General features: G+C 62.9%; 9 protein-coding genes. All 9 read left to right on the top strand.

The genetic code is table 11. The features are described 5' to 3' along the window. The first annotated feature begins 212 nt into the window (after nt 1-212). The 9 genes from HQL56_16635 (at nt 213) to hscA (ending at nt 7592) form a co-directional block, all read left to right on the top strand. Complete coding sequence (locus tag HQL56_16635) at nt 213-536, top strand: helix-turn-helix transcriptional regulator (protein ID MBF0311143.1); 324 nt, start codon at nt 213-215, stop codon at nt 534-536. Nucleotides 537-686: 150 nt separating this feature from the next. Further along, nucleotides 687-1409 carry a serine O-acetyltransferase gene (gene cysE / locus HQL56_16630; protein ID MBF0311142.1) on the top strand — a complete coding sequence of 241 codons (723 nt, stop codon included), beginning with the start codon at nt 687-689 and terminating at the stop codon, nt 1407-1409. Further along, nucleotides 1406-1843 carry an Rrf2 family transcriptional regulator gene (locus tag HQL56_16625; protein MBF0311141.1) on the top strand — a complete coding sequence of 146 codons (438 nt, stop codon included), beginning with the start codon at nt 1406-1408 and terminating at the stop codon, nt 1841-1843. Before cysE ends, HQL56_16625 begins: the two co-directional genes overlap by 4 nt. After that, nucleotides 1844-3013, top strand: coding sequence for a cysteine desulfurase (locus HQL56_16620; GenBank protein MBF0311140.1), 1170 nt, complete (start codon nt 1844-1846; stop codon nt 3011-3013). A 73-nt stretch (nt 3014-3086) separates the two neighbouring features. Next, nucleotides 3087-4298 (top strand): IscS subfamily cysteine desulfurase, encoded by a 1212-nt coding sequence (gene iscS, locus HQL56_16615; protein MBF0311139.1) that lies wholly within the window; start codon nt 3087-3089, stop codon nt 4296-4298. Between the two features lie 24 nt (nt 4299-4322). Next, nucleotides 4323-4724: a Fe-S cluster assembly scaffold IscU gene (iscU, locus tag HQL56_16610; GenBank protein ID MBF0311138.1), complete on the top strand. Its 402-nt coding sequence runs from the start codon at nt 4323-4325 to the stop codon at nt 4722-4724. Continuing rightward, entirely contained in the window at nt 4721-5056 is a 336-nt protein-coding gene (locus HQL56_16605; GenBank protein ID MBF0311137.1) for an iron-sulfur cluster assembly accessory protein, read from the top strand. The genes iscU and HQL56_16605 overlap by 4 nt, the downstream gene beginning before the upstream one ends. Before the next feature lie 9 nt (nt 5057-5065). Further along, a complete protein-coding gene (gene hscB / locus HQL56_16600; protein ID MBF0311136.1) occupies nt 5066-5692 on the top strand; it encodes a Fe-S protein assembly co-chaperone HscB in 627 nt (208 codons plus the stop codon). A 16-nt stretch (nt 5693-5708) separates the two neighbouring features. After that, nucleotides 5709-7592: a Fe-S protein assembly chaperone HscA gene (gene hscA, locus HQL56_16595; protein ID MBF0311135.1), complete on the top strand. Its 1884-nt coding sequence runs from the start codon at nt 5709-5711 to the stop codon at nt 7590-7592. The last annotated feature ends 69 nt before the right edge of the window (nt 7593-7661 follow it).

The following is a 7661-nucleotide window of genomic DNA, read 5'->3' as shown; positions in this document are numbered from 1 at the left end:
TACTCTCCCAGAAGTAAAACCAGGAAGCCCTCCGCAAGGAGGGCTTCCTGGTTTGTATGGAGTGAATATGTTCAGGAGGTTACGTTCAGAGGGCAAGGTTGCCCAAGGCAGTGGGTATCAACCCGGTCATTTTACCCGGTTTCATCAAGAAGGCCGACAAGACACCGGGCAACGAACGGGAGATTGCTCTCCGACGCATGGTGAGGTGAAACATGGACGTGCAACGGTATGAGCCCGTGCCTCTCGATGTGGAGGCACAGACCCGGAAGTGGATGACCGATCCGGAATTCAAGGCCGCTTATGATGCCCTGGAAAACGAGTTCCGTTTGTTTGACGAGTTGCTGGCCGCGCGTCGCCAGGCCGGTATGACCCAGGGGCAGGTGGCCGAACGGATGGGCAGCACCGTTCCCTCCGTGGCCCGGCTGGAGGCCGGGGAAGGGAAATCCCGCCATTCCCCGTCCGTTTCGACGTTGCGTCGCTACGCCGAAGCCGTCGGTTGCCGCCTGGAGATCAAACTCGTGCCGAGAAGCGGGTGAATCGTCGTTCTGGCTTGTCTATCGACCGGAACCACTGCGAGAAGCGCCCAGCTTTGGAATCGGTCGCTGCCGAAATAATCTTGACAAATTTTGTCGGGTATAGGACAATCAGCGAGATGGGGCCGATTTGAGTTTCGGGAGATTCGGGGCATGTTGTCAAGACTGCGCAAGGATGTGGGCGCCATTTTTCAGCGGGATCCGGCGGCGCGCCATCTGCTGGAGGTGTTGACCTGCTATCCGGGGCTGCACGCCGTGTTGATCTATCGTCTGGGCCATCGTTTCTGGCAATGGCGACTCAAATGGCTGGCGCGCATGCTCTCCTACCTGGGGCGCTTCATCACCGGCATCGAGATTCATCCGGCGGCCCGCATCGGGGAAGGGTTCTTCATCGATCACGGCATGGGGGTGGTGATCGGGGAGACGGCGGAAATCGGCGACAACGTCACCATCTACCACGGGGTGACGCTGGGCGGAACCACCTGGAACAAGGGGAAACGCCATCCGACCCTGGGCAACGACGTGGTGATCGGCGCCGGGGCCAAAGTCCTGGGAGCGGTGGTGATCGGCGAAGGGGCCCGTATCGGCTCCAACGCGGTGGTGGTCAAGGATGTCTCTCCCGGAGCCACGGTGGTGGGGGTTCCCGGACGGGAGATGATCGGCGGGGTGCGCGCCGCCGCCGGAGAGCTGTTTCTCACCTACGGGCAGGACGGGGACATGCCCGACCCCGTGGTCAAAGCCATCAAATGCATGCTGGAGCAGGCCCATCAGATGGACGACCGCTTGAGGATGCTCGAAGAGTCGAAGGCCGTCCGTGCCGGGGAGGCGAGCAGCGAAGACCCCTCTGCCGATGAACCCGTCGGAGAGCCGTCATGAGACTGACCACCCGAGGCCGCTATGCCGTGACCGCCATGCTGGACCTGGCGGTTTTCGGGGCGCACGGGCCCGTCAGCCTGACGGATATCTCCCGCCGACAGGGGATCTCCCTCTCTTATCTGGAACAGTTGTTCGCCAAACTGCGCCGTCAGGGGCTGGTGGGTAGCGTGCGGGGACCCGGCGGCGGCTACGAGTTGACCCGTGAGCATTCGGGTATCACCGTGGCCGATATCATTCGCGCCGTGGACGAACCCATCCGCTCCACCTCCTGCAACGATGAAAATCCCGAAGGATGTCTCAATTCCAGCCGTTGTATGACCCATGACCTGTGGGTTTCCCTGGACCAGCATATTTTCGCTTATCTGGAATCGGTGAATCTGCGCCATCTGGTGGAGGCGATGTCGAGCAGGCCGGACGCGGCGGGAGAGGGGTGAATGGTCTATTTCGACCATAACGCCACGACTCCGGTACGCGAGGAGGTTCTGGCGGCCATGCTGCCCTACTGGCGGGAGCGGGCGGGCAATCCCTCTTCGGTCCACGGCATGGGTCGGGCGGCGCGGACGGGCCTGGATACGGCGCGGCGTCAGGTGGCGGCGGCGGTGGAGGTGCATGAGAGCCAGGTGATCTTCACCAGCGGCGGTACCGAAGCCAACAATCTGGCCCTGATGGGAGTGGCGGCAAGCCACGGTTTCCGGGGGCATCTGCTGGTCGGCGCGGTGGAACATCCCTCGGTGCTGGAGATGGCCCGATCCCTGGAACGGCGCGGCATGGAGCTTTCCCTGGCCGGGGTGGGGCCGGGCGGCCGATACGATCCGGAAGAGGTGGCATCCTGTCTGCGGCCCGATACCCGGCTGGTCAGCCTCATGCTGGCCAACAACGAAACCGGCGTACTGCAACCGGTGGCCGAGGTGGCCCGGCTGTGCCGCGAACGGGATATCCCCTGCCACAGCGACGCGGTGCAGGCCTTTGGCCGGGAAGCGCTCTCCCTCGCCGATCCGGGGGTTGACCTGCTCTCCCTGTCGGCCCACAAAATCGGGGGGCCGAAAGGCGTCGGCGCACTGATCGTCACGCCGGGACTGGCCCTGGAAGCCATGTTGTTGGGAGGCGGTCAGGAGCGGGGACGCCGTTCCGGAACCGAGAACCTTGCCGGTATCGTCGGATTCGGGCAGGCTTGCATTCTGGCGATGCGGGAACGGGAGGCGGCGGCGGAAAAGGTACGTGCCTTGCGTAATCATCTGGAAGAGAGGCTTGGGGCCCTTTTCCCGGAGATGCGTCTTTTCGGTCGGGAAGAACCCCGCCTGCCCAATACCGTTTGTTTGAGTCTGCCCGGAATCGACGGTGAAATGCTGGTCATGGCCCTCGATATGGCGGGCTTTTGCATCAGCAGCGGCTCGGCCTGCTCCTCCGGAAAGACCCGGGTTTCCCATGTCCTCGCCGCCATGGGTGTCGAACCCGCCCTGGCCTCCGGCGCCATTCGCCTCTCCCTGGGGAGCGACAATCGGCAGGAGGAGGTGGAAGGCTTTGTGGAGGCGTTGCACCGCATCGTGCAGCGATTGCTCCGGACCAATCCTTTTTTCTCACCGAACACGACGTTTTCGGGATAAAGAGCAGTCGGCCAGGGTCAAAGAGTCAAGACCGGCCCCACGGGGACGGAAACCGCGGTTCAGGGGTAAGGGCATGAAATTACCGATCTATATGGACTATCAGGCAACCACTCCCGTCGATCCCCGGGTTCTGGAGACCATGCTGCCGTGGTTTACCGAAAAATTCGGCAATCCGGCTTCGCGTTCCCACGCTTTCGGCTGGGAGGCGGAGCAGGCGGTGGAAAAGGGTCGCCAGCAGGTGGCCGAGCTGATTCACGCCGATCCCCGGGAGATCGTCTTCACCTCCGGCGCGACCGAGTCGGACAATCTGGCCATCACCGGAGCCGCCCTTTTCAATCGCGAAAAGGGCAACCATCTGATCACCGTGGTCACGGAACACAAAGCGGTACTGGATACCTGCCGTCACCTGGAATCGGAAGGGTTTCACGTCACCTATCTGCCGGTGCAAACCAATGGCCTGATCGACCTGGAGGCCTTGCAGGCGGCGATGACCCCGGAGACCATCCTGATCTCCGTCATGGCGGTCAACAACGAGATCGGGGTGATTCAACCCTTGCGGGAGATCGGCACGCTGTGCCGGCAACGGCAGGTGCTGTTTCACTGCGACGGCGCCCAGGGCGTGGGCAAAATTCCCCTGGACGTGGAGGAGATGCACATCGATCTGCTCTCCATCTCGGGCCACAAGATCTATGGCCCCAAAGGTATCGGGGCGCTCTACGTGCGGCGGCGGCCACGGGTGCGCATCAAGCCGATCCTGCACGGCGGGGGACATGAACGGGGCATGCGTTCGGGCACACTTTCCACCCCCCTGATCGTGGGTCTGGGCGAAGCCTGCGCCCTGGCCGGCGCCGAAATGGGCGCGGAAAACCGCCGCTTGCAAACCCTGCACGACCGTTTGAAGAACGGCATCCAGTCGCGGCTGACCCATGTGGAGATCAACGGCGATGCCAGACAGCGTATTCCCGGCAATCTGAACATCTCCTTCGCCTTCGTGGAAGGGGAGTCCATGATGATGGCCATCAAGGATGTGGCGGTCTCCTCCGGCTCCGCCTGCACCTCCGCCTCCCTGGAACCCTCCTACGTACTGCGGGCTCTGGGGGTCAGCGAGGAGTTGGCGCATACTTCCATCCGCTTCGGAATGGGCCGTTTCACCACCGTCGAGGAGGTCGATTTCGTGGTGGAAACGGTGGTTCATGCGGTCGAAAAGCTGCGTGCCATGTCTCCGTTGTGGGAGATGGCCCAGGAAGGCATCGATCTGAAAACACTCCAATGGGCTGCGCATTGACACCGGATTGAGGAGACTGTTCCCATGGCCTATACCGATAAAGTGTTGGACCATTACGAAAACCCGCGCAACGTGGGCAGCCTGGACAAGAACGATCCCAACGTGGGCACCGGTATGGTTGGCGCCCCGGCCTGTGGCGACGTGATGAAGTTGCAGATCCGGGTCAACGACCAGGGTGTCATCGACGAGGCCAAGTTCAAGACCTTCGGCTGCGGTTCCGCCATCGCCTCCAGCTCGCTGGTCACGGAGTGGATCAAGGGCAAGACCCTCGACGAAGCCATGGCCATCCGCAACAAGGATATCGCCGAGGAGCTGGCGTTGCCGCCGGTGAAGATCCACTGCTCCGTGCTGGCCGAAGACGCCATCAAATCGGCCATCGACGACTTCCGCCGCAAACAGAGCCAGGTTCAAGGGAGTGAGGCATGAGCGAGACCGCGTTGAGCATGACTGAAAACGCTGCAGTCAAAGCCAGGGAGATGTTGCAGAAACGGGGCACGCCCGAAGCGGCCATCCGCATCGGGGTGACCACGGCGGGTTGTTCGGGACTCTCCTACAAACTCGAATACGCCGATCGGGTCGAAGAGGGCGACCAGCAGTTCGAAAGCCACGGCATACGGCTGGTGGTGGACGGCAAGTCCCTGCTGGTGCTGCACGGCACGGTGATCGATTTCGAAAAGAGCGCCTTCAAATCCGGGTTCAAGTTCACCAATCCCCGGGAGAAGGAACGTTGCGGTTGCGGTGAGTCCTTCAAGGTGTAACGGTCGACCATGAATGCACGAGTTGGTCGTTGCTGGTCCTGCGGCGCCGATCCGGGGGGCGATTTTCTCTGCCGGCAGTGTGGCAGGATCCAACCCCCGGATCCGTCCGTCGATTTTTTCACCCTTCTGAACCTGCCTCTTTCCCCCCATCCGGCACACACCGAAATGGATAACCGCTATCGGGAGATCCAGCAGACCATTCATCCGGATCGGTTCACCACGGCGTCGCCTCTCGAACAGCAGTTTTCCATGCAGCAGGTGGTGCGTCTCAACGAGGCCTACCAGACCTTGGGCAACGCTTTGCAGTGCGCCAACTATCTTTTGTCGCTGCTGGGCGGGGTGGAGGATTTCGGGGAGAGACACCACGATGCAGGCTTCCTCATGGGGGTCATGGAGCTGCGGGAAACCCTCGAAGAGGCCGAAACCCGTCAGAATGTGGACGAACTGGATGCCTTGCGCCGGGAGATCGATCATCGGATCCGCCAGGAGGAGACCTCCTGCGGGCAGGCGCTGCAGGCACTTGCCGGGGGAAACGACCTGGCGCGACAGGAGGCGGCCACCCATCTGAATCGCTGGCGTTATTATCAGCGTTTTCAGGAGGAGGTGGAGCGGGTCGAGGAACGGTTGTTGGGTTGAAGCGGGAGGGGTATGCATGGATGTTCTGCTCGATATAGCCGAACCGGGTCAATCCGCCCGACCCCATGAGGGCGGGGAGCGGGAGAGACGGCGGGTGGTGGGCATCGATCTGGGGACCACCTATTCTCTGGTCGCCGCCGTGACGTTGGAGGGCAAGTCGAGCTGTATTCCCGATGATCGGGGCGCCTTCAGTCTGCCCTCGGTGGTGCATTACGCGGCGGAGGGTGACATCCTGGTGGGGGAAGAGGCCCGCGCTCGCGCCGTTGCCGAGCCGGAAGCCACCATCGTTTCGGTGAAGCGTTTCATGGGGCGGGGTTTGGCGGACCTGGCCAAGGCGCCGTTCCGGGGCAGCTACCTTCTGGAAGAGGGCGAGGGCGGCATGTTGCGCTTTCGCGTCCGGGAGAGGCGACTCTCCCCGGTGGAGGTTTCGGCTGAGATTTTGAAAACGTTGCGTCGGCGTGCCGAAGAGGCTCTGGGCGGCAGCCTGTTTGGGGCGGTCGTCACCGTGCCGGCCTATTTCGACGACGCCCAACGCCTGGCCACAAAGGATAGTTGCCGTTTGGCCGGATTGGAGGTGTTGCGTCTGGTCAACGAGCCCACGGCGGCGGCACTGGCCTACGGTCTGGATCATGGGCAGGACGGCTGTTACGCCATTTACGATCTGGGCGGGGGCACCTTCGACATCTCCATTCTCAAGCTGGATCGGGGTGTTTTTCAGGTACTCTCCACCGGCGGCAATTCGGCGCTGGGCGGGGATGACTTCGATCAGCGACTGGCGGCCTGGATGTTGGAGCAGGCCCGGATCGGGCAGGTGGATCCCTCCCTGTGGCAGGAGATGCGCGCCCTGGCGCGTCGCGCCAAGGAGGCGCTGACCGGGGCCGACAGCGTGACGGTCGACGTGCCCGCCCCCTCGGGTCGGATCCCGCTGACGGTGAGTCGCGAAGTGTTCGAAGGGCTGATCGGGGATCTGGTGCGCAGTACCGGTGTGGCCTGTCGACGGGCCTTGCGGGATGCCAACCTGGAGCCGGAACGGTTGCAGGGGGTCGTTCTGGTGGGTGGGGCCACCCGGATCCCCCTGGTGCGGCGTCATGTGGCCGAGTTCTTCGGCAGGGAGCCGTTCGCGGATCTCGATCCCGACCAGATCGTGGCCCTGGGCGCCTCGCTTCAGGCCAATCTGCTGGCGGGCAACGATCGCACCGACATGCTTCTGGTCGATGTGATTCCGCTTTCGTTGGGGGTGGAGACCATGGGTGGCTTGGTGGAGCGCATCATTCCGCGCAACAGTCCCATTCCCACCGCCCGCGCCCAGGAGTTCACCACCTTCAAGGATGGCCAGACGGCCATGGCCATCCATGTGGTGCAGGGCGAACGCGAAACGGTGGACCAGTGCCGATCCCTGGCCCGTTTCGAATTGCGGGGCATTCCGCCCCTGGTGGCGGGCGCGGCGCGCATTCGTGTCACCTATCAGGTGGATGCCGACGGGCTGCTTACGGTCACGGCGCGAGAGCAATCCACGGGGGTCGAACAGACCGTGGCGGTGAAACCCAGCTACGGCCTCTCGCCCGGTGAAATCGAAAACATGCTCAAGGAGGCCATGCTTCACGGCGCGGAGGATTTGGAGGAGCGGGCGCTCCGGGAGGCGCGGGTCGAGGCCAAACGGGTGCTGCTGGCCGTGGAAAACGCCCTGCAACAGGATGGCGATTTGCTCTCCGCCGCCGAAAGGGCGGCCATCCACGATGCCATCGATGCCTTGCGTCGCGCCATCGAGGAACGGGGCCATCGGGAACTCGAAGCGGCCATCAAGGAGTTGGATCGGGCCACGATCGGTTTCGCCCAGCGTCGCATGGATACCCACATTCGCGCCACCATGACCGGCCATAAGCCGGAGGAATTCCTGTAACCCGGGTATCTGTTTAGACATACGGGGGTTCGGGGGGGATTATCCCCCCCGACGGGTCCAGGGCAGCGC

The sequence above is a fragment of the Magnetococcales bacterium genome (assembly GCA_015231925.1).
GTDB lineage: Bacteria > Pseudomonadota > Magnetococcia > Magnetococcales > JADGAQ01 > JADGAQ01.
The sequence above is the reverse complement of the archived record's forward strand: the minus strand, read 5'-3'. Positions and strand labels throughout refer to the sequence as shown.